This is a genomic window from Bacillus sp. 2D03 (genome assembly GCF_003946765.1).
Lineage (GTDB): Bacteria > Bacillota > Bacilli > Bacillales > Bacillaceae_G > Bacillus_A > Bacillus_A cereus.
The window spans coordinates 44,370-67,296 of record NZ_RPSJ01000017.1 but is presented as its reverse complement, the minus strand read 5'-3'; the positions used below and the strand labels follow the sequence as shown (position 1 = coordinate 67,296).

The following is a 22,927-nucleotide window of genomic DNA, read 5'->3' as shown; positions in this document are numbered from 1 at the left end:
GGGTGAGATGCCTTCTTTTTTAATCTTTCTTCAATCTTCGTGCAACACCATTCCCTAAAGACTGTAATCCTTGAACGAGGATAATTAAAATAAAGACAGTTGCATACATTACTTCAGGCTCGTAGCGTAAATGTCCGAAGCGGTATGCTAAATCCCCTAGCCCGCCAGCACCTACAAGGCCAGCCATTGCTGTTGCGCCGATTAAGCCGATCGTTGCGATTGTTAATCCGAGTACAAGGGAGGGACGTGCTTCTTTCACCATAACGTGCCAAATGATTTTTATAGTAGAAACGCCCATCGCTTGGTAGGCTTCAATGACACCGCGATCGACTTCTAGTAAAGCTGTCTCCATTAAACGTGCGATATAAGGGGCTGTGAAGACGACAAGCGGTACGATAACACCTTGCACGCCAATGGACGTTCCCATTAGAAACTTTGTAAAAGGTAAGATGAAGAATAATAGAATGATAAATGGAAGAGAGCGAATGATATTAATAATTGTATTAAGAATAGGATAGATGATTTTATTTTCACGTTGCCCACCAGGTCTCGTTAAAACAAGTGTGACGCCAAGTGGCAGTGCAATAAGGATCGAGATGAGTAATGAAATAGATGTCATTTGAAATGTTTGGATTGTTGCTTCCCATATGACTTTACCCCATTCATCCAAAAAGGACTTGTTTCCCATAGTCTGTTCTACCTCCTTCTACGATGATTCCTTGCCCTTGTAAAAATGATAAAACACGGTGGATTTCATTTTGTTCCCCTTGCATATGAACGACTAGTTTCCCATATGTTTCATGTTTTAACTGCGTAATATTACCGGATAAAATATTCGGATACACTTGGAAACGTTTTGTGGCAACGGCTAAGGCAGGTTCCCCTGAAGTAGTGCCAATAAATGAAAGTGTTACAATTTCTCCAGTACTTTGTAGTTCTTTCTGTACCTCTTCTGGAATTTTCGCTGCAAATGCGCTATTTACAAATTTCTTCGTTGTTACATGTTGTGGGTTTGTGAAAATATCTTTTACAGTCCCACTTTCGACTACAGATCCATGTTCCATAACAGCAACGCGGTCACATATACGCTGGATGACATTCATTTCATGTGTAATGAGTAAAATCGTAATTCCGATTTCTTCGTTAATCTTTAATAACAAATCAAGGATAGAATCGGTTGTTTCGGGATCTAATGCGCTCGTTGCTTCATCACTTAATAACACTTCAGGTTCATGTGATAGCGCACGAGCAATTGCAACACGCTGTTTTTGACCACCAGAAAGTTCGCTTGGATACGCATCTTTTCGATTAAAAAGATCGACAATGCGTAAATACTTTTCTACTCTTTTTTCAATTTCTGCTTTTGGAATGCCAGCAAGCCGTAACGGTAATGCGATATTTTCATAAACGGTAACAGTTTTAAGTAAATTGAATCCTTGGAAGATCATTCCGATTCTTTGTCTCGCTTTTGCTAGTTCTTTTGTCGATAATGTTGTTAAGTCTTGTTGGTTTACAATGATATTTCCTGTCGTTGGTTTTTCTAATAAATTTACACATCGAATCAATGTACTTTTACCAGCGCCACTATACCCAATGATTCCAAATACCTCGCCTTTTTCTACTTTAAGGGAAGTAGACTTAAGAGCCTCAACATTCCCTTTTTTTGTTGTAAATACTTTGGATATGTTTTGTAATTCAATCATTATCGTCAGCTCCTACCAAGATGGTAAAACTGAACCATCAAATTTTTTCTCGATAAACTCTTTTACTTCCTTAGACTGATAAGCTTTCTTTAATTTATTTACAACGGCATCATCTTTATTTTCAGTACGAACAACGACCCAGTTCACATATGGTGAATCTTTTCCTTCGCGGAAGATAGAATCTTTCGCTGGACTTAATTTTGCACCTAATGCAAAGTTTGTGTTAATAGCAGCTGCTTTCACTTCACTTAGTTGTGTTGGTAATTGAGATGCCTCTAATTCGACAATCTTTAATTTTTTTGGATTTTCAATTACATCTTTTGCAGTCGCTTTTTCTGTAGCCTTCGGATCAACTTTTAAAACCCCTGCTTTTTCAAATAATTTTAAAGCTCGAAGTTCATTCGTTGGGTCATTTGGTACAGCAATTGCGTCGCCCTCTTTTAAGTCTTTTACATCTTTTATATCTTTAGAATATACGCCCATAGGGAATGTTACTGTTGAAAATACTTCAGCTAATTTCATATTGCGTTCAGCTTTAAATACATCTAAATACGATTTCGTTTGGTAGCTATTTACATCAAGGCTTTTTTCATCTAAAGATACGTTTGGCGCTACATAATCATTAAATACTTTTATATCAATTTCGAGACCATCTTTTGCTGCAACTTCTTTTACCTTTTCAAAAATTTGTTCATGTGGTCCACCTGTTACACCGACAGTAATCTTTTTCTCGTCTAATGCTTTTACCTCTTTATCTGAACTCACGCTACATGCGCCTAATAATAATACTGCTCCGCTTACAATGCTTAATAATACCTTTTTCATCTATAAATCCCCCTTCATATACGTTCCAAAATAAAAAGCACCTCCCAAAAATAAGAGAGGTGCCGAATAGACGAAATAGATTCCTCTCTTATCTTCCAAAACGAAAACTCGTTTTGCAGGAATTAGCACCTTAGCTTATACGTCATAAGCTCGGTTGCCGGGCATCATCGGGCCAGTCCCTCCGCCACTCTTGATAAGAGTATGTGTATGTAGTTTTGAATATGGTACTAATAGTAAATCTTACAAAAAGAATTGTCAATGATATTTTCAGAATATATTTTATTTTAAGGTAATCGAAACGTTCCCCTTTTTATGTCCTTTTTCTACATATATATGAGCTTCAGCAATTTCTTCTAATCGGTAAGTTCTATCAATAACAGGTTTTAGCTTTTCTGTTTCAGCTAGTTGTTTTAGCAGGTTCATATCTTCTTTACTGACCTTTGCCATCATTCCGTTCACAGATACATATTTTCCATTAGGCATTAATGCATCTGTACAAAGAGACTTTTTATATTTTCCAACTGCATCAAATATAATATCGTAGTGCTCGCCCCGCTTAGTAAAATCTTCTTTCATATAATCAATTACGTTGTCTGCCCCTAAAGTTGTTACTAAATCGAAATTCGAACTACTACAAATGGCTGTGACAGTCGCCCCGAAGTATTTAGCAAGTTGTATGGCAGCTGTCCCTACTGACCCAGAGGCGCCATATATAAGTACTCGTTGCCCTTTTTTTATCTGTCCTTTTCTAAGGAAGTGCAATGCTGAAGTTCCGCCGAAAGGAATAACGGCAGCTTCTTCATATGTCACATTGGTAGGTTTTAATGCTATTAATCCACTTTCATGCACGCATGTGTATTCCGCATAACCACCAAGGTTTAGTTCTGTTAATGCAAAAACTTGATCTCCTTTTTTAAATTGTGTTACATCTGTTCCAATGTCTTCGATTTCACCGGATAACTCTACGCCAAGTATAGGTTTTCTCGGTTTTCTGAAACCTAATATGATCCGCATAGGAATCCAAAATAAGAGTGGGCTATTAAAGCCACGTATTCTACAATCTCCAGTCGATACACTTGTTGCGTGAATTTTAACTAATACTTCATTTTTTTTAGGTTTAGGCTTTTCTACATTTTGAAGCTGGAGAACATTAGGTGGTCCGTACTTTGTACAAATAATCGCTTTCATAATGACCTCCTGAAATGAGTTGTTATTATTTACATCATATTTAAACTTTTTCTCAAACATGTTGTTATATAGGAAATAAATTTAAAGATAAATATTACGAATTATATAGATTTCATAGGAAAAGAGATGATATTATTTTTGGGAAGGAGGGGACGTTATGAAAAAACTTATTTTAATTTCAAGTTTAGTACTTGCAGTCGGTCTAGGAGTAGGGTGTAGTAATGAGAAAACAAAAAAGACTGACGAACCGAAAAAAGAAGCTGTGCAGAAAGAAAAGGAATTAACAGCGAAGGATGTTTTTAATAAAGCGAATGAAGCTTTTAAAAACGAAGAAAATGTAACGATGACATATGATGTGGGAATAAAGGCTGAAGGAACAGAGATGAATGTAATAAAGGCTAAAATGCAACTAGAGCCGAAGAAAAAAAATTCTCGTTCTGAAATGAATGTTTCTGGTACAGAGGTTGTTGTTTATGATGTGGGTGGCAAAATTGCTGGTCAGTTAAAAAATCCTAATACGGGTGAAATTATGTCTGTACCAGAGGAACAATTGAATGCTAACGGAATGAACGCGACTCAAGGAATGGTAGATAATTTAGAGATTCCATCGGAAATTTTAAATAAAGTGAAGATGGAGAAAAGTGGAGATAATTATAAGCTGAAGTTTGCATTAAAAGGGCAAGAGACAGAGAGTATGTTAGCTAGTATGGATGAAAAGCAGAAACAAATGCTACAAGGCCAAAATGCAAAGATAGAAGAAATAGATGGGGAATATATTATTACAAAAGATTTTAAATATGAATCAGCAAAGATAGATATGGTTATGAGTAGCAATGGTGAGGATAAAGCGCACATTATTACGGATGCAAAGTTTACATCGTATGATAAATTTGATCCAATACAATTGCCAGCAGCAAAGTAATCACTGTCAAGAGAGGTACCTGAAAGAACGGGTATCTCTTTTTGTTGCTAATAAGGAGAGTGTCCTTTGAAAAAAAGAAAGATAGCAGTGGTCATTGTCGCATATACGGTTTTGCTTGCAACGTCTGTACATACGTATAAAAAACAAATTGATCATCCTATTATGAGTGATGTAGGTAAATTGCTTCCGATAAAAATAAAACGTGTTGAAAGTGCTACGGAAGAGCACTCGTTAATAAAATTAGTGCGAGATGCAAAAGTTTCAGGAGAGAAAATTTCCATTGCAGGCATGCAACATAGCCAAGGAGGACAGACATATTATCCGAATGGCACGATGCTCGATATGAAAGGATATAATAAAATATTAGAATTTGATCCAGAGAAGAAGCGGATTACAGTTCAAAGTGGTGTCACCTGGAATGATATTCAGAAGAAAATAAATCCTTATGGCCTTGCGGTACAGGTCATGCAGTCTCAAAATATTTTTACTGTTGGCGGTTCATTAAGTGTAAATGTACACGGGCGTGATATTCGTCATGAGGCACTGATTGATACAGTAGATTCATTTAGATTGTTAATGGCAGATGGCACGGTACGTAATGTAAGTAGAGAAGAAAATGCAGAGTTATTTCCATATGTCATTGGGGGTTACGGTTTATTTGGAGTTATTTTAGATGTGACGCTGAAGTTAACAGATGATGAATTATATGAAATGCACACGAGAATGATAGATTATAAAGAATACGCATCTTATTTCAAAGAGAAAGTGAAAAGAGATGAGAATGTTCGTATGCACTTAGCGCGTATTTCTGTTGCTCCAAATTCATTTTTAAAAGAGATGTATGTGACAGATTATACTTTGGCACAAAATCAAAATATGAGAGAAGAGTACAGTGAATTAAAGGAAGAAAATATTATAGCTGCACCGAAATTTTTACTTGGTTTATCACGTTATAGTGATTGGGGAAAGAATACATTTTGGGATATACAAAGAGGTTATTTTGAACGTACAGATGGAAATTATGAGACGCGTAATAATGTTATGAGATCAGATAGTGCTTTTATGGAATATGAAAATCCAAATAGGACCGAAGTGTTACAAGAATACTTTGTGCCTATAGATGCTTTCACAGAGTATATAGATGATTTACGTAACGTATTAAATGAAGAAGAGTTTAATTTACTCAACATTACGATTCGTTACGTGGAAAAGAATGAAAATGCAGTTTTGTCCTATGCGAAAGATGATATGTTTGCGCTAGTTCTTTTGATTAACCAGGGACGCTCAGAGAGTGAGATAAAGAAAACAGAGGATGTCATTCGAAAGATGATTGATGTTACTTTAAAGCATAATGGTAGTTACTATTTGCCGTATTATTCTTATCCAACGAAAGAGCAGTTAAAGAGGGCATATCCTCGCATTGAAGAATTTCTCAAGAAAAAGAAGGAAGTAGATTCAGAAGAGAGATTTGTGAATTTATTTTATAGGGAGTATACGAAATGACATATAGAAGATTTGTGGCTTCGCAAAGTATCATCATGATGGCAGGAAGTATGGTATTTCCTTTTTATATATTATTGCTTCGAAACGTTGGAAATAGCTTCTCGCAATTTGGCTGGGCGTATGGCTTATTTGCTTTAACATCAGCACTTGTATATCCACTAGTGGGAAAGGTATCTGATCAAGTAGGGGATAAAAAATTATTAATCATATACGCTTGGTCCATGGCAATCTTAATGCTTTGCTTTCCAATTGCCACGGAAGTTTGGCATGTGTATATTCTTCAAATTGTAATGGGCGTTTTAGGTGCTGTGCAGCGTAATACTGAGAAGACTTCGTTAGCACGAAAGGTTGCGCAGGAAAAGGCTGGTTATGAGATTGGAAAATACCATGTGTGGACATCCATTGGCGGAGCAGTAGCGGTTATTGCCACGGGATATTTAGTAGATTTCTTTACAATTGGTACAATTTTTTATATTGCATCTATTTTATATGTAGTGAGCGGGATTGTATTAAGTAGTAAAAAAATATAACTATTCCTATTTTCACCTTAATACCCTTTATTTGTTATACTAAAAGGGAATACAAAAGAAAAGGGGACAGTGCCTTTGATGAAATTTGTAGTTTTAGCTATTCTTACTTTGTTTTTGATTCCATGGACAAGAAGTAGTAGTAAGCTTCGAGCAGTGGATAAGAAGGGAGATAAGAAGGTTGTAAAGGGTAAGAAATCATCTATTTTAGTTATTCCTGTTTTATTTTGGATAGGTATTGCAATCTATGAATACTTTTGGCTAATTGATGATCGAGTAGATTCGATTCTTACTCATTATTCTGTTGCAGTAGCAATTTTAATTGGGCTTGTTTTATTTTCACAAGATCAAATAGGGAAATTAGAAGGTACATTAAAAGGACTTCTAATGTTTATTTTACTCGCAAGTTACGGCTACTTTGGTTATTTGCACGATATAGTAATCTCGCAAAAGAAATATGATTCTGTTGTTAAGGTAGAGAAAGATATTTCAGAGCCATTTACTGAAAATGACCAGCCGTTTACAGTGCCGCCAAAGACAGCGGAGAATAAGATGAAAAAAGTATTTGGTGATATTCCAAAAGTAGCTTATTTTGAGCTAGGAGAATTAACGCCACAAATGGTAAACGGCGAAGCTTTATATGTAGCGCCGATTGAAGTTTCAGGTTTTTTTAAAGCACGTAAAGCTGAGACAATTCCAGGGTATGTAACGATGTCAGGTACGAATCCTGATGCGGAAGCGAAACTGCACCTCGGTTATAAAATGAAATATGTGCCAAGCATGTTTTTTGGTAATAATTTAGAGCGTGTGGTAAGGCAAGCAGAACCAAATTTAATCTTTAAAGGAAAACCTAAATTTGAGGTTGATGATAAAGGAAAACCATATTATACAATGACGTATGGTGAATTTATTTCAGGAAGATCTGGATTTGAGGTAGAAGGTGTTGTCGTAGTAGATGCACAAACAGGTGAAGTGAAAAGATATGATAAAGGAAAGGCACCTAAATTTGTTGATGGTGTATTAAATCATGAGACTGCATCTACGTTAAATACGTACTTTGGTAAATATATTCACGGATTTTGGAATACGAAATTTTCACAAACAGATATGAAAATTCCGACTGAGTGGGGAACGAAAGAAGGCGTGACCCCGATTTTTGGTAAAGATGGAACACTGTATTATTTTACAGACTTTACTTCTCCAAAAGAAGGAGTAGATTCAGCTCTAGGCTATTCATTAGTAGATGCACGCACAGGCAAGCTATATTATTATAATGGAAAAGAAGTAAAGGGGATTATGGATGGTTCAGCAGCTACAGAAGTAGTGGATAATTCCTTTAAGAGAGAGAAATGGCATGGGACAATGCCTGTCATTTATAACGTATACGGTAAACCAGCTTGGATTATTCCGGTTGTTGATGACGGAGGCCTAGTACGTGCGCATACAGTTGTATATGCTGCTAATGCAAAAATATTTGCGACAGGTTCTTCGCAGAAAGAAGCGCTTGAGAATTATAAAAACGTAATGAGCGGTAATGGTGATACATTTAGACCAACCTCAACAGGAAAAGAAGCGCAAAAAGAAGGTATTGTACAACGTGTATATAAAGAAAAATCTGGTGAAAATACAATCGTGTACGTACTTTTAGAGAATGAACAAAAGGTATTTATGATACCAGTGAAGAAATTTCCATATGCTATGTTTACAGAAGTAGGAGATCCAATTCAAATTACATATTTAGATACGGGAGAGACGATGGCCTCGGTATCTAAATTTACGAATAGCAATGTGAAAAAGTAAAGCGGTAGAATTTCTATCGCTTTTTTTACATTATGAAAGAGGAAAATGCACTGTACTTGACGTATGTTTATGATGTAACTATAATTGTTACGATTCAGTGTGTATAGGAAAGGGTGAATTGAAAAAGTGAATGAAGTTAATCACGAAATATATAAACCTGTAAAGGCAAACAGGTTGTGGATGATTCTTGTATTAGGGACACTTACGGCAATTGGGCCATTATCTATTGATATGTATTTGCCTTCATTACCGAAGTTAACGGATGACTTGCAAACAGGTGCATCCCTAGCGCAGCTTACATTAACAGCTTGTTTACTTGGGCTTTCAGTAGGGCAATTATTTGTTGGCTCAATTAGTGATATTTACGGAAGACGCAAACCACTTATTATTGCTCTTATTATTTATGTTGCTTCTTCTTTACTTTGTGCTGTTGCGCCATCTATTTGGACATTAGTATTATTGCGCTTCCTACAAGGAGCTTCAGGATCAGCCGGGATTGTTATATCACGTGCGATGGTAAGAGATATGTACTCAGGTTCTGAAATGACGAAGTTTTTCTCACTGCTTATGTTAGTAAACGGAGCAGCACCTATTTTGGCACCGATTATTGGGGGGCAATTGTTACAGTTTACAACGTGGCGCGGTGTTTTCATCGTTCTTGGAGCAATTAGCGTATTCATGTTAATCTCAGCTACTTTTGTATTACGTGAAACATTACCTCCTGAAGAAAGAGAAACGGGTGGTTTGTCAGGGACTTTGGCGACGTACGGAAAATTGTTAAAGGACCGTCTGTTTATGGGATATGCATTGTCACAAGGATTAGTAACAGCGGCAATGTTTGCATACATTTCGGGCTCACCATTTGTGTTGCAGAACATATACGGAGCATCACCACAGCAATTTAGTTTATTCTTTGCGATTAACGGCATCGGTATTATTATTGCTAGTCAGGTAACGGGTCGTTTAGCGGGGAAAGTGAATGAGAAGACATTATTTGTTGCGGGTATTATTATCGCAGCTGTTGGTGGTCTATCTTTACTACTGACAATCGTACTAGGAATAGGTTTAATTGGTGTTTTATGTTCGTTATTCCTTGTTGTATCAAGTGTCGGGGTTGTATCAACAACTGGGTTCTCATTAGCGATGAGAAATCAGAAACAAGCTGCAGGAACAGCATCAGCTTTATTAGGTTTATTACAGTTTATTTCAGGAGCTCTTGTTGCTCCGCTAGTAGGTATCGGTGGAAGTAATACAGCATTACCGATGGGTATTGTTATTGCGCTTTGTGAAGTAGGAGCAGTGTTATGTTATCTATTTATGGCCAGAAGAAGTGAGAAACAGTTTGAACTGCAACAAAAACAAAATCTAGAGGCTTAACAAAAAAGAACTGATTCAAAGGGAATGTTTGAATCAGTTCTTTTTTCATTTCTTTGAAATACCTCATACAGTTTTGTAAGGTGATGTAGTAAAGCATTGCAAAAATTATTTGTATAAAGTGACGATACTGTGACAAACATGTTGGTATATATATTACGGTGTCGTCTTAAGTGTAAAAAGTAGGATGTTCTCGGTATAATAACAAGTGGAGATAAAAGAAACTATAATGAGTAATAGTTGTAGATAAAAGGAGAAGAAGAGATGAAGAAGGTTTTGGGTATTGCCGTAATGGGAGGAATGCTCCTTCTAGCAGGATGTAATGGAAATAAAGATACGAAAGAACCGAAAGAAAAGGTAGAGCAATCTACAGAACAAACAGAAGAGATGAAAGAATACCGTGCAGTACATGAAAAATACGATACGAAAATGAATAAAGAAATTAATAAAGCACTGCAGTTATTTGAAGTAGCAAAAGAAAAGGGCGGTAAGGAAATAACGACTGCTACATATAAAGAAGATGTGCAAAAGGTAACAACGAGCATGTTAGAAGATATTGATCATATACGTAAAGAAATTCGTGTGCCGAAGTCGAAAGAGCAAGAACATGAAGTATATGTTGGTTTCTTGAATGAATCGGAGCAAGCAATGAAAAAATTACAGAAGTTAGCTAAAGAAGAAGATTCATCGTTGATTCGTGATATAGAAATTAATTTTGCAACAGCATCAACATACTATAAACGTTTTCAAGCAGAAATGAAAAAATAACCTTGCCTGTGCAAGGTTATTTTTTCTTCTTACTACCGCCTACCTCTTTATTTTATTTCTCTTTTGTATTCTTTTTTCGTTCCATCAGAGAAGACAACTTCTAAATCAAATTTTTGATAGTCTTTATCAAGTTTGAACACGTTCACTACTTGATCGATTACTTCTTGGTCAGCAGTATTTTTATCAAATTTTAATTCTTGTAAGAGTGGGCTTAATTTTGTGATAGCCTCGTCTCCTGTTAATTTTACATCTGCTTTATGATCTTCAATTTTTGCTTCCATTTTCTTATCAGCTGCTACATTTTTATAGTCTGCTTCGTAGTCTTTCTTTGTATCTTGGTAGTCTGCCTTTAAATCGAATTCATTGAAGTTTAGTTTTAAATCTGCAGGAGCCTCATTTTTTGCTTCTTCAGTCGTCTTTTTATTAGAAGTTGTGTCTTCTTTTGCAGGAGCTTTACATCCTGTTAATGCAGGTACTAGCATAAGAGCTAATAAAACTGATAGTAGAATTCTCATTATAAATTCCTCCTTATGTCAATTCGTTCTATACAAGTTTTTCCCAAAAACATGTAATTATGTATGTGTTGAAAATAAATTATTATTCTGTAGTTGCAAGGGCTAATCCGCAATTTAAATCAAAAAAGATTTGTATGTATATGGTAAATTGAAGTTGTGAGGAGGGGCTAAAATGCATGAAGAATATAAAGAGATAATAAAAAAATCAATTGAATATATAGAGAATTACTTACATGAGGAGCTTACAACAGAAAGAGTGGCATCTCACAGTGCAGTATCGATGTACCATTTTCATCGCATCTTTCAAAGATATGTTGGGATGAGTGTAACAGATTATATTCGAAAGAGAAGGTTAACTCATGCTGCGCAAGTTTTAGTGTCAACGGAGAGAGCTGTTATTGATATTGCAGTGCAATACGGTTTTTCCTCACAAGAGGCATTTACGAGAGCTTTTAAAAGAATGTTTCAATTGCCACCAAAGAAATATCGAAAGTACTTTCAGTCATTTTATATAGAAAGAGAGGGTGTTTCAATGCAAAAAGGTATACCGAAAGGATGGATCTTAAGTGGAAGTCATCCTGCTGAATATGAGATGGGTTTAGATTATGAAGTTGTCCATCAGGGGAAAGTATCTGCATACATAAAAGCAAAAGAGAATGTTACGCACGGAGGATTTTCAACATTAATGCAAATGTTCCGAGCGGATAAATATGTAGGAAAGAGATTACGTTTTACAGCATTTATTAAGAGTGAAAATGTAAGAGATTGGGCAGGATTGTGGATGCGAGTAGATGGAAAAGATACAGAACCGCTCGCTATGGATAATATGCAAAATCGCCCCATTAAAAATACGAATAACTGGCAATCGTACTCGGTTGTATTAGATATAAAAGAAGAAGCACTTGGTATTGCATTTGGTGTTTTATTATCAGGAGAAGGTTGTGTGTGGCTAGATAGTATTCGATTTGATGAAGTAGATGAAAAAATTCCTTCAACAGATTTGGCAGAGAACTTTTATGAAACACTTTTAGAAGAGCCAGTGAATCTACAATTTGAAGAAGTAGAAAAATAAAAAACAAGGAGAAAAGATATGCTCAAATATGTAAAACTAATAAGTATTAGTTTAGTAATATCGTCTTGTATTATGGGAATTAATTATTTAGTTAGCTATCTTTGGTCAGGGCATATACCTTCTTTGACGTGGAGAACATATTTGATGTTTGTGTTTATATTTATGATGAGTTTTGGTTCAATGCAAAAAGAAGGAAAAGAGGATTATTGACAATAGTCTTCTTCGCCTTTCTTTCATTAACACAAATGGTTGTAACTGTTTTTGGAGATGCAGGTATGATTTTCAATATCATCTCACTATCGTTACAACTTGTAAGTTTGGGTGTAATTGTACCACATGAAATGCTTTCTAAAACATATCAAACAATCGGTGAATTATTTCCTGCAATATATGCAGGAAATGGCTATTATACAATAATATTTGGAGGAGTTAGTTTAGAAAGAAATATTATTTCATTATTAGTTATTGTATTGGTTATACAATTAGTAGCAGGTATGATTTTAGCTATAAAAGGAATGGCAAAGGGAAGAGGAAGCTCTGTAGTTAAAGTTGTATAAAAGTAAAAAGGTATCCTTCATGGGATACCTTTTACTTTTGTTACTTTGCAACTTCTGTCCACTTGTAGTTAAACTCACCACCGAAGTCAGTTGTTACAAGTCCTTTAATGAAAGAGCGTTGTAAGTAAGAACGACCTTGTTGGTATAAAGGAGCGACAGCGCCGTCTTGTAATAGAATTTTTTCAGCTTGCTTCATTGCTTCAAAGCGTGCTTTTTCATCGCCAGCTAAATCTGTTTTCACTTTATGAATTAGCTCATCGTACTCTTTGTTAGAGTATTTATCGAAGTTATAAGCACTATCTGTTGTAAATAGATCTAAGAATGTAATTGGATCAGCGAAGTCAGGGCCCCAGCCGTCAATACCAATTTCATAGTCACCACTTAATAGTAGTTTTAGCTGTTGTTTACGTGGTTGTGGTTTTAAATTCACTGTTAATCCGTCTAAGTTTTTTTCTAATTCACCTTTTAAATATTCACCAGTCTTTTTAGCTAAAGCATTGTCACTTGTTAATAGTTCGATTGTTACTTTGTCAGTACCAAGTTCTTGTTTTGCTTTTTTCCAGTTTTCTTTCGCTGTTTTCACATCATCCTTGACTAGATTTCCATTTTCTTTACGGAAGTCGTTGCCTTCTGGGCTCTTTGCGAATTTCGCAGGAACCATTCCTTCAGCTGGAACAGCGCCGTTATTTAAAATTGTTTCTACGTAAGCTTTTTTATTCATTGCGCCGTTAATAGCAAGGCGTGCATGTTGATTTTTTAATGTTTCATTTTTCTGATTTAGTCGTAAGAATTGAATGCCGACTTCAGCGCGTTCCTTGAAGTTTGGATCGCTCTTATATTTATCAACAAACTCTGCAGTTAAAGCAACGCGATCAATTTGTCCTGAATCATATAAGTTCACTTCTGTAGACTTATCTTTAACGACATTGAAGTTGATTTCTTCTAATTTTACCGTTTTAGCATCCCAATAGTTAGGGTTTTTCTTCAATTGGAAGCTTTGTTCATGTTTCCAGTTCTCTAATGTGAAAGCACCGTTGTAAATTAAATGATTTGTTTCCAAACCATATTTATCACCTTGAGATTTTAAGTACTCTTCATTAATTGGTAAGAATGTTGAGAATGTCGTTAAGCTTAAGAAGTAGGGAACAGGACGGTCTAGTTGTACTTCTAACGTTTTGTCATCGACAGCTTTGACCCCTAGTTGATCAATTGGCAATTGTTTTTGGTTTATTTGTTTCGCATTCTTTATATCGAAGAATAAGAATGCGTATTCAGCTGCTGTATCAGGATTTACGGCACGTTGCCAAGCGAAGGCAAAGTCCTTTGCTGTAACAGGAGTACCGTTTGACCATTTTGAATCACGCAGATGGAATGTATATTTTGTTTTATCGGGACTAATGTCAACCGACTCAGCGACACCAGGAACCGGTTTATTATCTTCTCCCATTGCATATAACCCTTCAAAAACATTGCGCATTACGTTCATGGATTCCCCATCCGTTGCTTTTGCAACATCCATTGTTGGAATTTCTGAAGCGAATGATAAGTTAATTGCCTGTTTATCAGGTGCTTTATCGTTTGCTTTCGCTCCGCTTGCATTATCTTTATTTCCCCCGCAAGCAGTTAGTAATAGACTTGCCCCTAAAACAGATGCAACAACAGGTATAACTTTTTTCTTCATTGTTCGTTCCTCCCTAAATGTGTTGTTCGTAACGTCATAATGTCCATGTCTGAAGTAGCTATAGAAGGAGATAAAACCTATTATAAATATTTGTTTATAGGTAATCAGGTGTTCTATATGTATATACATGTTGATCTATAATCTATCGTTATATGTTTCAACGTAGTAGACATTATATTTTGATGGTGAAATATTTCGTTTCTTTGATTATTTAGAATATTAACACTGAAAAGAACTATATGTCAATAATAAAAATAGATTGTTAATTTCTTAGAATAATATATTGAAAAAGCAGATTCTCATGTGTGAGAGAACCTATTTTAAATATATTTTGCTAAAAAAACAATTGGTGTGGGCTAATAATAAGTGGGAATGAAGAAACCCCCACTTATTAAAGTTTCACTTTATTTTTCAATTTTTGCCCACTTGAAGTTTAATTGACCTGCAAAGTCTACTTGCACAATTCCTTTCACATAAGAACGTTCTAAATAAGATTCGCCTTTTTGGTAAAGAGGAGCGATAACAGAGTCTTTAAATAATATTTTCTCGGATGCTAGTAATGCTTCCCAGCGAGCTTTTTCATCACCAGCTAAAGTTGTTTTCACTTTTGCTATTGTTTCATCGAATTCCTTATTAGAGTAATGATCTAAGTTATAAGGGTTATTCGTTGTAAATAGCTCAAGGAATGTAATTGGATCCGCAAAGTCAGGGCTCCAGCCATCAATTCCGATTTCGTAGTCACCTTTTAATAAAAGCGAAACTTGTTGCTTACGCGGTTGCGGTTTTATATTTACTGTTAATCCATCTAGATTCTTTTCTAGTTGTCCTTTTAAGAATTCACCAGTTTTCTTATCAAGGTCAGCATCACTCGTTAATAATTCTAATGCTATCTTTTCAGAACCAAGCTCTTGTTTAGCTTTTTTCCATAACTCTTGTGCAGATTTTGTATCAACTTTTGTTAAATCGCCATTTGCAGTACGGAAGTCTTTTCCTTCAGGTCCTTTTGCAAAGTTTTTTGGAACGAGACCAAATGTTGGTGTAGATCCATCATTTAATAACGTATTTACAAAGGATTTTCTATCAATTGTTTGATCAATTGCTTGGCGTGCAGAAACGTTTTGAAGCACTTTGTTTTGTTGATTCATACGTAAAAATTGTACGCCTACGTTTGGACGTTCTTTAAAGTTAGCATCCTTTTTATATTTATCGACGAAGTCAGATGTTAGTTTTATACGATCTAATTGTTTTGACTCGAAAAAATTTACTTCTGTTGATTTTTCTTTTACGACGTTAAAATTGATTTCTTCTAGTTTGACAGTATCTTTATCCCAATAGGTAGGGTTTTTCTTGAATTTAAAGCTTTGTTCGTGCTTCCAATCGCTTAGTGTAAAAGCTCCGTTGTACAAGATTGTATTATCTTCTAAAGCGTACTTATCACCTTGTGCTTTAAAGAATTCCTCGTTAATGGGTAGAAATGTTGGGAACGCTGTTAAGCTAATAAAATACGGAACAGGACGCTCCAATTCTACCTCAAACGTATGGTCATCAACTGCTTTTACACCAAGTTGGTCGGCTGGAAGTTCTTTGTTGTTAATTTTTGTTGCGTTTTTAATATCAAAGAATAGAAATGCATATTCAGAGGCTGTTGCTGGATCTACGGCTCTTTGCCAAGCGAACACAAAATCTTTAGCTGTAACAGGAGTGCCGTTTGACCATTTTGAATCTCGCAAATGGAATGTGTATTTCGTTTTATCGCCACTTACTTCATGAGATTTTGCAACACCAGGAACAGGTTTGTTACCTTCACCAAGATTATACAAACCTTCAAATACGTTTCTCATTACTTGACCAGAATCAGTATCTGTAGCACGAGCCGTATCCATTGTTCGTATTTCAGTAGGTGAAGATAAGTTTAAAACCTGTTTACTAGGTGCCTCGTCTTTTGCATTTGCTCCGCTTGCTTCGTTTTTATAACTACCGCAACCAGTTAATAAAATACTTACTCCTACAACTGATGCAATACCGGGTACAAACTTCTTTTTCATTTAATTTTCCTCCTAAATAATTAAGTTTGGATGATGATGAGGGAAATGAAAAATAAAAAATCCCTCTTTTCATATTGAGAAAGAGGGATTTTCACGTACAAGTTATGCACCCGTATATAAACGAAGTCCCTCATTCTATCTTTCAAGCATAAAGCTTGCAGGAAGTGGCACAGTATTCAAAATGAACCTGTTGCCGAGGTTTCAAAGGGCCAGTCCCTCCACCTCTCTTGATACAATGAGTAAACGAATAAATTTTATTAATTTTTGTGTTTCTTTGATAATTCAAAATCTTACACCTTAAATAATGAAGTGTCAACTAAATGAAATATAGTTTAAATATTCAGTTTTCTTAAACAAAAAAACCACTGCATAGGGCAGTGGTTTTTCTACTAGAAGTTAAAGTTATCTGGATCTGGACCAACGCGACGATCTTCATTTAAAGCTTGAATTGATTTCATATCATCAGCACTTAATTCAAAGTCGAAGATGTTTGCATTTTCAATAATGCGATGTTCTTTAATTGATTTGGGAATTGTTACAACTTCGTTTTGTAAATCCCAGCGTAAAATAATTTGCGCAGTTGATTTATTATATTTTGTCGCAATTTCTTGTAACGTTGGATTATCTAGTAGTTGTCCTTGCATTAATGGTGACCAAGCTTCAAGCTGGATATTATGTTCTTTACAGAATGCATGTAACTCTTCTTGTGCTAAACGTGGGTGGTATTCCACTTGGTTGACCATTGGCTTAATTTCAGCAATTTCAAATACGTCTTGTAAGTGGTGAATGTGGAAATTACTCACACCGATAGCGCGAACACGGCCATCTTTATAAAGTTTTTCTAATGCTTTCCATGATTCGGTATATTTCCCTTTTACAGGCCAATGTACTAAATATAAATCTAAATATTCTAGACCTAATTTCTCTAATGTAGTTTCAAATGCTTGAAGTGTTGTTTCATATCCTTGATCGCTATTCCATACTTTTGAGGTAATAAATAATTCTTCGCGTGAAACACCGGATTCACGAATCGCTTGTCCAACGCCTTCTTCATTTTGATAGATTGCTGCAGTATCGATGCTGCGGTAGCCATTTTTAATTGCTGCTTTTACAGAATCAATTACTTCTGAACCATCTTCTACTTTAAAAACACCTAAACCAAACCAAGGCATTTTTACACCGTTATGTAATGTTGTATAGTCTTTTAAACTTGTTAAAATCATATTATTTCCCCCTAGCTTTTTTGTTTGTTGCTTCTACTGCTTTTTGAATTGCCTCTGAAAAATTATATTCGTATAAAGTTTTGAGACCCTCAGCTGTGGAACCACCTGGCGTTGTTACTTGTTCGCGGAGGTTAGCTGGATTTTGCGTTTGTTCGAGCATAGAAGCAGAGCCAGAAATCATTTGAATGACAAGATGTTTTGCGGTTTCTTCATCGACTCCATAACTTTTTGTTGTTTCAATTAAGCTTTCAGCAAAGTAATAAAGGAAGGCTGGTGCACTTCCAGTAACTGCAGTAAGCTGATGAACTTCTTCCTCAGTACAAAGTTGCGAAGTACCAATACCTTTTAAAAGCAGTTGCAGGGTTTCTTGATGCATCGCGTTTACTGATTGTCCCATTGTATATAAGGAGATAGATTTTCCAATTTCAGCAGCTGTATTAGGCATAATCCAAGCAACAGGCGTGCCCTTTGGGAGTCTAGCTTCTAAATAAGATGGTCCAATGCCGGCTGCGACTGTTACGACTAGTTGATTTGATAGTAACGGAGATAGCTCAGCTAATAACTCTTCATGAGCAGAAGGTGGCATTGCTAAAACAACCGTATCAACAGATGTAACATGCTGTTTCCAATCTGTTGCAGTAGACACATTATATCGATGTTGTAACTGTTTTAGCTTTTCTACGTTGCTTCGGTTAGAGACGATAATTTCTTCGATGTACTCTTTGCTTGTTTTAAGTAATCCGGAAAATATAGCTTCTGCCATACGACCGGCACCAATAAATAAAATTCGATGTTTAGTTAGCATATCCGTTATTCCTTTCTAGTAGAGATATGTTATAAAAACGATATCATCTTTAAGAGAATTTTGTAAAAAGAAAAGACTTACCGTAGATGGAATGGATAATGAGAAGGCGGAAATTCATGCTAATATTAGCTGTTATTAATCTCTTTATATGTGTAGCTGGTTTGCTAGAGTGGAAGAGCAATTATAAGGGGCAAGAACATACAAATAATTATATCTAGAAAATAATTAGAATTGAAAAACCCCTGAAGCATATATGCTTCAGGGGTTTACTAATAGAATATAAGATTATGCTTTTGTCATACCAAGTAATACAGCGCCGCCGATAATTAAAACACTACCGAGTGCAATAAAGATCAATTGGCGTTTTGTTTTCTTTTCACCTAAGAATACAATCGCACCGAATGTTGAGATAACGATTCCGGTTTGAGATAATGGGAAGCTTGTTGCTACTCCAACACGTGGTAATGAAAGAAGTAAGAATAAGTTTCCAGTTCCCCATAGTAAACCAGACAAAGCATTACGGATTGCATATTTGTTAAATGGTTTATGTTTAGACGTCAGTACAACTGCACCAACAAACATACCAACTGCTTGTGGTAAAATAGCAGACCAACCATCGATATTATACCAACGAATAATAATTACATATACAAGATAGCCGAAAGTAGAAACAATTAAAGTAAGAAGTCCTTTTTTCAATTGTCCAGGTGGCTGAGCATTTTCTTTATCATCTAATGATGTGAATACAACACCAACTACAATTAATAGGATTGCAATCGTTCCCAGAATGATTGTTGTAGTAGTAGTCCACTCACGGAAAGCGATAACCCCAAAGATAGAAGTTGCAACAAGTTGCATACCAGTAGAAATCGTTACAGTAGTTGAAACACCTAGTTTTTCAACTGTTTTTAATTGGTTTACTTGTCCTAAAGCCCAGAATAAACCTGAAATAAAACCAACAATTAAGATTGTCATTGTTAAAGCTGGTTGAGTAAATACATACATAATTGTTGCGAAGAATAGAGCACCGATTGTCATACCTACCGTTTGGCTATATGCACCACCGCCCATTTTTACGCTTACTAATAAGATGTTTCCCCATGCAATTGCAGGAAGAAGCGCTAATAAAATGTCCATTACAAGACTCCCTTCGGTTTGCTATACCAATATAGTTACATATCGTTCTAACGATCGGTAATGCCCCACTAATAGAGTAGAAGATTACCGATCGCTAAAACAGGATGAAGAATTCACGATATAAATGCGTTTTCATTTCTTCATTTTTTGAAACACCTCCATATAATAACAGGAAATTGCCTATTTTAGAAAGTGAATTCAAATAAAATGTATATTTTAATAAGAGGTAAAATTCAGTTATTTCCCGGTGGTATATTTTATTTCCTAAGAAATAAAGAAGCAGCTTCGAAAAAAGCTGCTTTAAGAGTTAGTAATTCTTTTATTAATAAGTTGAATACATAGGAGAAATAAGAGTGACATAACGATAGTAATAACTACAAGTGTCCAGGCGAGTTGCATATTACTTGCATCAATAGCCATGTAAATTGCAGTTGGGATTGTCTGTGTTTTACCAGGAATGTTCCCGGCAAACATAAGTGTAGCACCAAACTCACCGAGCGCGCGGACAAAGCTCAAAATCATCCCGCTTAGTAAGGCAGGAAATGCGAGTGGAAGTGTAACGTGCAGAAAAACTTGATATTCACTTGCGCCAAGGTCACGAGCACTTTCTTCAATTTGTACATTTGCGATAGAAAATCCCGTTTTCGCTGATTGGTACATAAGCGGAAATGCAACAACTGTAGAAGCGATGATCGCAGCAGTAGATGTGAACATAATAGACTGCTGAAATAATGATTCAACCCACTTTCCGATCGGGCTGTTGTTTCCAAAGATGATAATGAGAAAGAAGCCGATAACAGTTGGTGGAAGTACCATTGGTAATAAAAATATGGTTTCTAATAGTACTTTATATCGCCATGAGGAGCGAGCTAGTGCTCGCCCGACAATTGTCCCTAAAATTGTAACGAGAATAGTGGCGCACGCAGCTACTCTTAAAGATAGAAAGAAAGGCGATAAAATAGCATCAATGCTCATAGTAATTACGACAGGACTGTAAATCCATATTTCTTAAAGATAGATTGTGCATCTTTTGACTGCAAATACTCATAAAATGAAGTCGCCTCTTTCTTATGTTTAGATTCCTTTATAACACCTAAAGGATAGTGGATTGGCTCATGAGAAGTAGCTGCTGCTGTCTCACCAATCTTTACTTTATCCGAAATGAGAGCATCTGTTTTGTATACGATACCAGCATCGACATTCCCTATTTCTACATATGTTAACACTTGGCGAACATCTTTTGTAAATACGACTTTATTTTGAACATCATTCCAAAGGTTTTCGTGTGTTAGAGAAGCCTTTGCATATTTGCCAGCAGGTACAGATTCAGGTGTACCAAGTGCAATTTTTTTGATTTTCTCATCTTTTAAATCTTGAAATTTTGTAAGAGAACTATCTTTAGGGATGACTAGAACTAGTTCATTTCCAAGAAGATTTTTCCCTTCTTTTTCATTAATGAATCCTTTTTTTACAAGGGTTTGGAATTTATCTTCTGCTGCTGAGAAGAATAAATCAGCAGGTGCACCTTGTTCAATTTGTTGTTGAAGTGCTCCAGAAGCACCGAAGTTAAAAGAAAGTTTGATATTTGGCTCTTTTTCTTTATATTGTTTTTCGATTTCTTTTAATGCATCTTGTAAGCTTGCAGCAGCTGAGATAGTCAGTTCAACTGTTTTATCCTCTTTAGCAGTTGACTTTGTATGCTTTTCCCCACTTGTACAAGCAGTGCTAAATATAAGAAGGAAAGAAAGTATAAGTGCCCCGATGGAACGTAATGTAAATTTATTCATAAAAAAATCCCCTTTCATTTTGATACATCTAATTATAACTAAATATAACTAAATATAACTATTTATAATTGAATATAATTTGAACATATATCTATTTTTAAAAAATAGGAGAAATATTCTTTTCTTTGTTACAATGAAAGGAGAAAGTGAGGAATCGTCTATGGATCATCATTCCTACACAACGGAAGAAGTAGCAAAGCGATTAAAAGTATCAAAATTAACTGTATACGACTTAATTAAAAAAGGAGAACTTCCTTCTTATAGAGTTGGTAGACAGATGCGCATTGATGCAGCAGATTTAGATCAATATATAAAGCAAATGAAAACAGGAAAAGTACAAGTTAATCCTGTAAAAAACGATGGTAGTAGTATCTTGAACACGTGTATTATTAGTGGTCAAGAACTAACGTTAGATATGTTAGCTAAACGTATAGAAAATCGTTTGCCAAGTTCTAATGTTTTAAGAGCGTATCAAGGTAGCTTAACGAGTTTAGTGAAAATGTATCAAGGAGAAGGAAGTATCGTTAGTTTGCATTTGTTTGATGGTGAAACGGGTACATATAATATTCCTTACGTAAAACGTATTTTAGTAGGACAGCCATGTCTTATGATTAATTTATTGTCCAGAAATGTAGGGTTTTATGTTCAAAAAGGAAATCCGAAGAAAATAAAGACATGGGCTGACATATCCGGGTCCACTATAAAGTTTGTGAATCGAGAAAAGGGTTCTGGTATTAGAGTGTTAGTGGATGAACAATTACGAATCCAAAAATTAAATAAAGCTGATATTAGTGGATATGAATGGGAAGAATCGAATCATCTTGGTGTTGCCACTCAAGTTGCAAATGGAAAAGCTGATGTAGGAGTAGGTTCAGAAAAGTTTTCGCAAATTGTAAATGTGGACTTTATTCCAATCATGAAAGAACAGTATGATTTAGTAATTTTGAAGAATAAAGAAAATGAAGAGTTGATTGAAGTTGTGAAAGATATTCTGCAATCGAAAGAATTTCATAATGAATTAAATGCGATTGGCGGATATGATATTACGAAAACAGGTCAAATTGTATATGAAACAAACTAAAAAGCTGCTTGTCTATAAGACGAGCAGCTTTTTCTATATAAAGGGGGTTGGGGAAACAAAGTGTTAAACAAGACCTTGAGCAAGTGTATAAATGAAAGCCGTAAGAAGAGTAGCTCCACTTGCAAGTCCGATAAAGTCTGATTTGTTGAAAGTAATGTTGTTCATTATAATCTCTCCTTATTTGTTTAATGTAGTTGCAACAGCTTTTGCATCGACAAGTGCGGATAGCACCATGCCCATTGTATTTAAAAGTTTATTTGATTTCATATTGTTCATCATGCGTATCCGCTCCTTTTCGAATTGTTGTTGCCCTGCTTATGTCTTAATTATAGGAAATATGTCTACTTGCAACTATCGAATTAGCTTACGAAAGACTTACACTTTTGTAAGAAAAAAAGACATTCGTGTAAGAAT

At 35.5% G+C, this 22,927-nt stretch carries 23 protein-coding genes and 2 riboswitches; of the genes, 10 read left to right on the top strand and 13 right to left on the bottom strand.

Annotated features, from left to right (window positions below; translation table 11 throughout):
- Positions 1-19: 19 nt before the first annotated feature.
- The 4 genes from EBQ15_RS27825 to EBQ15_RS27810 form a co-directional block, all read right to left on the bottom strand.
- A complete protein-coding gene (locus EBQ15_RS27825) occupies positions 20-688 on the bottom strand; it encodes a methionine ABC transporter permease (protein WP_000527151.1) in 669 nt (222 codons plus the stop codon).
- Positions 663-1,703: a methionine ABC transporter ATP-binding protein gene (locus EBQ15_RS27820; RefSeq protein ID WP_000571622.1), complete on the bottom strand. Its 1,041-nt coding sequence runs from the start codon at positions 1,701-1,703 to the stop codon at positions 663-665. The genes EBQ15_RS27825 and EBQ15_RS27820 overlap by 26 nt, the downstream gene beginning before the upstream one ends.
- 12 nt (positions 1,704-1,715) lie before the next feature.
- Positions 1,716-2,528, bottom strand: a complete 813-nt coding sequence (locus tag EBQ15_RS27815) for a MetQ/NlpA family ABC transporter substrate-binding protein (protein ID WP_000756992.1) — start codon at positions 2,526-2,528, stop codon at positions 1,716-1,718.
- Between the two features lie 85 nt (positions 2,529-2,613).
- Positions 2,614-2,728: riboswitch (SAM riboswitch) on the bottom strand.
- A gap of 79 nt (positions 2,729-2,807) precedes the next feature.
- Entirely contained in the window at positions 2,808-3,716 is a 909-nt protein-coding gene (locus EBQ15_RS27810; protein WP_000643864.1) for an NAD(P)-dependent alcohol dehydrogenase, read from the bottom strand.
- A 157-nt stretch (positions 3,717-3,873) separates the two neighbouring features.
- On the opposite strand from EBQ15_RS27810, the gene EBQ15_RS27805 reads away from it, so the two are divergent.
- The 6 genes from EBQ15_RS27805 to EBQ15_RS27780 all read left to right on the top strand — a co-directional run bounded on the left by EBQ15_RS27805 (position 3,874) and on the right by EBQ15_RS27780 (position 10,610).
- Positions 3,874-4,638, top strand: a complete 765-nt coding sequence (locus EBQ15_RS27805; protein ID WP_000733612.1) for a DUF6612 family protein — start codon at positions 3,874-3,876, stop codon at positions 4,636-4,638.
- Positions 4,639-4,704: 66 nt separating this feature from the next.
- Positions 4,705-6,141 (top strand): FAD-binding oxidoreductase, encoded by a 1,437-nt coding sequence (locus EBQ15_RS27800; RefSeq protein ID WP_000746282.1) that lies wholly within the window; start codon positions 4,705-4,707, stop codon positions 6,139-6,141.
- Positions 6,138-6,671: an MFS transporter gene (locus tag EBQ15_RS27795; protein WP_000222367.1), complete on the top strand. Its 534-nt coding sequence runs from the start codon at positions 6,138-6,140 to the stop codon at positions 6,669-6,671. Before EBQ15_RS27800 ends, EBQ15_RS27795 begins: the two co-directional genes overlap by 4 nt.
- Positions 6,672-6,749: 78 nt before the next feature.
- Entirely contained in the window at positions 6,750-8,468 is a 1,719-nt protein-coding gene (locus EBQ15_RS27790) for a DUF3981 domain-containing protein (RefSeq protein ID WP_000674048.1), read from the top strand.
- 117 nt (positions 8,469-8,585) lie between these two features.
- Positions 8,586-9,845 (top strand): multidrug effflux MFS transporter, encoded by a 1,260-nt coding sequence (locus EBQ15_RS27785; RefSeq protein ID WP_223153447.1) that lies wholly within the window; start codon positions 8,586-8,588, stop codon positions 9,843-9,845.
- 261 nt (positions 9,846-10,106) lie between these two features.
- Positions 10,107-10,610: a hypothetical protein gene (locus EBQ15_RS27780; RefSeq protein ID WP_000756518.1), complete on the top strand. Its 504-nt coding sequence runs from the start codon at positions 10,107-10,109 to the stop codon at positions 10,608-10,610.
- Positions 10,611-10,657: 47 nt separating this feature from the next.
- Here the strand turns inward: EBQ15_RS27780 and EBQ15_RS27775 are convergent, their stop codons facing one another.
- A complete protein-coding gene (locus tag EBQ15_RS27775; protein WP_001221553.1) occupies positions 10,658-11,125 on the bottom strand; it encodes a YusW family protein in 468 nt (155 codons plus the stop codon).
- A gap of 172 nt (positions 11,126-11,297) precedes the next feature.
- Between EBQ15_RS27775 and EBQ15_RS27770 the strand changes: the two genes are divergently transcribed.
- Genes EBQ15_RS27770 through EBQ15_RS27760 form a run of 3 tightly spaced genes read left to right on the top strand, consistent with a single transcriptional unit; the run spans position 11,298 to position 12,754 of the window.
- Entirely contained in the window at positions 11,298-12,197 is a 900-nt protein-coding gene (locus EBQ15_RS27770) for a helix-turn-helix transcriptional regulator (RefSeq protein ID WP_000544211.1), read from the top strand.
- Positions 12,198-12,215: 18 nt separating this feature from the next.
- Positions 12,216-12,407, top strand: a complete 192-nt coding sequence (locus EBQ15_RS27765; protein ID WP_000922547.1) for a hypothetical protein — start codon at positions 12,216-12,218, stop codon at positions 12,405-12,407.
- Positions 12,404-12,754, top strand: a complete 351-nt coding sequence (locus tag EBQ15_RS27760) for an ABC-2 transporter permease (RefSeq protein ID WP_000156941.1) — start codon at positions 12,404-12,406, stop codon at positions 12,752-12,754. The genes EBQ15_RS27765 and EBQ15_RS27760 overlap by 4 nt, the downstream gene beginning before the upstream one ends.
- Before the next feature lie 40 nt (positions 12,755-12,794).
- On the opposite strand, the gene EBQ15_RS27755 is transcribed toward EBQ15_RS27760, so the two are convergent.
- The 7 genes from EBQ15_RS27755 to modA form a co-directional block, all read right to left on the bottom strand.
- The gene (locus EBQ15_RS27755) at positions 12,795-14,435 is read right to left on the bottom strand and encodes a peptide ABC transporter substrate-binding protein (protein ID WP_000730942.1); all 1,641 of its coding nucleotides are present in this window, start codon (positions 14,433-14,435) and stop codon (positions 12,795-12,797) included.
- A gap of 404 nt (positions 14,436-14,839) precedes the next feature.
- The gene (locus tag EBQ15_RS27750) at positions 14,840-16,480 is read right to left on the bottom strand and encodes a peptide ABC transporter substrate-binding protein (RefSeq protein WP_000726465.1); all 1,641 of its coding nucleotides are present in this window, start codon (positions 16,478-16,480) and stop codon (positions 14,840-14,842) included.
- A 132-nt stretch (positions 16,481-16,612) separates the two neighbouring features.
- A riboswitch (SAM riboswitch) is annotated at positions 16,613-16,717 on the bottom strand.
- A gap of 152 nt (positions 16,718-16,869) precedes the next feature.
- Positions 16,870-17,703, bottom strand: a complete 834-nt coding sequence (locus tag EBQ15_RS27745) for an aldo/keto reductase (RefSeq protein ID WP_000604197.1) — start codon at positions 17,701-17,703, stop codon at positions 16,870-16,872.
- Between the two features lies 1 nt (position 17,704).
- Positions 17,705-18,508 (bottom strand): pyrroline-5-carboxylate reductase, encoded by an 804-nt coding sequence (gene proC, locus EBQ15_RS27740; protein ID WP_000956280.1) that lies wholly within the window; start codon positions 18,506-18,508, stop codon positions 17,705-17,707.
- A gap of 285 nt (positions 18,509-18,793) precedes the next feature.
- On the bottom strand, positions 18,794-19,645 hold the full coding sequence (locus tag EBQ15_RS27735; RefSeq protein WP_000353544.1) for a GRP family sugar transporter: 852 nt from the start codon (positions 19,643-19,645) through the stop codon (positions 18,794-18,796).
- A 300-nt stretch (positions 19,646-19,945) separates the two neighbouring features.
- On the bottom strand, positions 19,946-20,620 hold the full coding sequence (gene modB, locus EBQ15_RS27730) for a molybdate ABC transporter permease subunit (RefSeq protein WP_000020520.1): 675 nt from the start codon (positions 20,618-20,620) through the stop codon (positions 19,946-19,948).
- Positions 20,621-20,625: 5 nt separating this feature from the next.
- A complete protein-coding gene (gene modA / locus EBQ15_RS27725; RefSeq protein WP_001032239.1) occupies positions 20,626-21,432 on the bottom strand; it encodes a molybdate ABC transporter substrate-binding protein in 807 nt (268 codons plus the stop codon).
- 160 nt (positions 21,433-21,592) lie between these two features.
- On the opposite strand from modA, the gene EBQ15_RS27720 reads away from it, so the two are divergent.
- Positions 21,593-22,513 carry a substrate-binding domain-containing protein gene (locus tag EBQ15_RS27720; RefSeq protein ID WP_016119003.1) on the top strand — a complete coding sequence of 307 codons (921 nt, stop codon included), beginning with the start codon at positions 21,593-21,595 and terminating at the stop codon, positions 22,511-22,513.
- Positions 22,514-22,576: 63 nt separating this feature from the next.
- On the opposite strand, the gene EBQ15_RS27715 is transcribed toward EBQ15_RS27720, so the two are convergent.
- Positions 22,577-22,678 carry a DUF3948 family protein gene (locus EBQ15_RS27715; protein WP_001060018.1) on the bottom strand — a complete coding sequence of 34 codons (102 nt, stop codon included), beginning with the start codon at positions 22,676-22,678 and terminating at the stop codon, positions 22,577-22,579.
- Positions 22,679-22,927 lie beyond the last annotated feature (249 nt).

Coding starts and splice junctions, on each gene's coding strand:
- EBQ15_RS27825 (WP_000527151.1), bottom strand. CDS start 688: ATGGGAAACAAGTCCTTTTTGGATGAATGGGGTAAAGTCATATGGGAA.
- EBQ15_RS27820 (WP_000571622.1), bottom strand. CDS start 1,703: ATGATTGAATTACAAAACATATCCAAAGTATTTACAACAAAAAAAGGG.
- EBQ15_RS27815 (WP_000756992.1), bottom strand. CDS start 2,528: ATGAAAAAGGTATTATTAAGCATTGTAAGCGGAGCAGTATTATTATTA.
- EBQ15_RS27810 (WP_000643864.1), bottom strand. CDS start 3,716: ATGAAAGCGATTATTTGTACAAAGTACGGACCACCTAATGTTCTCCAG.
- EBQ15_RS27805 (WP_000733612.1), top strand. CDS start 3,874: ATGAAAAAACTTATTTTAATTTCAAGTTTAGTACTTGCAGTCGGTCTA.
- EBQ15_RS27795 (WP_000222367.1), top strand. CDS start 6,138: ATGACATATAGAAGATTTGTGGCTTCGCAAAGTATCATCATGATGGCA.
- EBQ15_RS27790 (WP_000674048.1), top strand. CDS start 6,750: ATGAAATTTGTAGTTTTAGCTATTCTTACTTTGTTTTTGATTCCATGG.
- EBQ15_RS27780 (WP_000756518.1), top strand. CDS start 10,107: ATGAAGAAGGTTTTGGGTATTGCCGTAATGGGAGGAATGCTCCTTCTA.
- EBQ15_RS27775 (WP_001221553.1), bottom strand. CDS start 11,125: ATGAGAATTCTACTATCAGTTTTATTAGCTCTTATGCTAGTACCTGCA.
- EBQ15_RS27770 (WP_000544211.1), top strand. CDS start 11,298: ATGCATGAAGAATATAAAGAGATAATAAAAAAATCAATTGAATATATA.
- EBQ15_RS27765 (WP_000922547.1), top strand. CDS start 12,216: ATGCTCAAATATGTAAAACTAATAAGTATTAGTTTAGTAATATCGTCT.
- EBQ15_RS27755 (WP_000730942.1), bottom strand. CDS start 14,435: ATGAAGAAAAAAGTTATACCTGTTGTTGCATCTGTTTTAGGGGCAAGT.
- EBQ15_RS27750 (WP_000726465.1), bottom strand. CDS start 16,480: ATGAAAAAGAAGTTTGTACCCGGTATTGCATCAGTTGTAGGAGTAAGT.
- EBQ15_RS27745 (WP_000604197.1), bottom strand. CDS start 17,703: ATGATTTTAACAAGTTTAAAAGACTATACAACATTACATAACGGTGTA.
- proC (WP_000956280.1), bottom strand. CDS start 18,508: ATGCTAACTAAACATCGAATTTTATTTATTGGTGCCGGTCGTATGGCA.
- EBQ15_RS27735 (WP_000353544.1), bottom strand. CDS start 19,645: ATGGACATTTTATTAGCGCTTCTTCCTGCAATTGCATGGGGAAACATC.
- modB (WP_000020520.1), bottom strand. CDS start 20,620: ATGAGCATTGATGCTATTTTATCGCCTTTCTTTCTATCTTTAAGAGTA.
- modA (WP_001032239.1), bottom strand. CDS start 21,432: ATGAATAAATTTACATTACGTTCCATCGGGGCACTTATACTTTCTTTC.
- EBQ15_RS27720 (WP_016119003.1), top strand. CDS start 21,593: ATGGATCATCATTCCTACACAACGGAAGAAGTAGCAAAGCGATTAAAA.
- EBQ15_RS27715 (WP_001060018.1), bottom strand. CDS start 22,678: ATGAACAACATTACTTTCAACAAATCAGACTTTATCGGACTTGCAAGT.